At 39.1% G+C, this 366-nt stretch carries 1 pseudogene; it reads left to right on the top strand.

The annotated features are described in order from the left end of the window. Window positions 1-338, top strand: a pseudogene (locus tag Q4550_RS23285) (IS21 family transposase); the annotation flags it as partial. Window positions 339-366 lie beyond the last annotated feature (28 nt).

The raw sequence follows: 366 nt of genomic DNA, 5'->3' as shown, positions 1-366 counted from the left end.
GTTTGATTTCCTTTTTCGAAGATCAAAATCAGGCAGCTGTTTATTTTGATGAAATTAGCCAGAGATACCGACGGTATCGTCGAGACCAGTTCGCAATCATTCATCGGGTGATTCAACGGTATCCATCATTTATCGATTCTGCGATAAGCAAGTGTATGACAGACAGACTGTTCAGTGCAAACGATTTTCGTGATCTTGCACATCATCTTCATACAACGAATCATCAACCTGTCCAAGAAATAGAATCGCATTATTCAAATCTAGCCAAACATACTGATATTAAGGCCTCTACTCGATCCTTAAATACGTATACTAGCATTTTAGGAGGTAGGGTCTGATGAATAAGACTGTGAATGAATTACGGGA

This window comes from Anaerobacillus sp. 1_MG-2023 (assembly GCF_030547345.1).
Taxonomy (GTDB): Bacteria; Bacillota; Bacilli; order Bacillales; family Guptibacillaceae; genus Guptibacillus; species Guptibacillus hwajinpoensis_B.
Note: the sequence above shows the minus strand (reverse complement) of the source record. Positions and strands in the feature narration are given on the sequence as shown.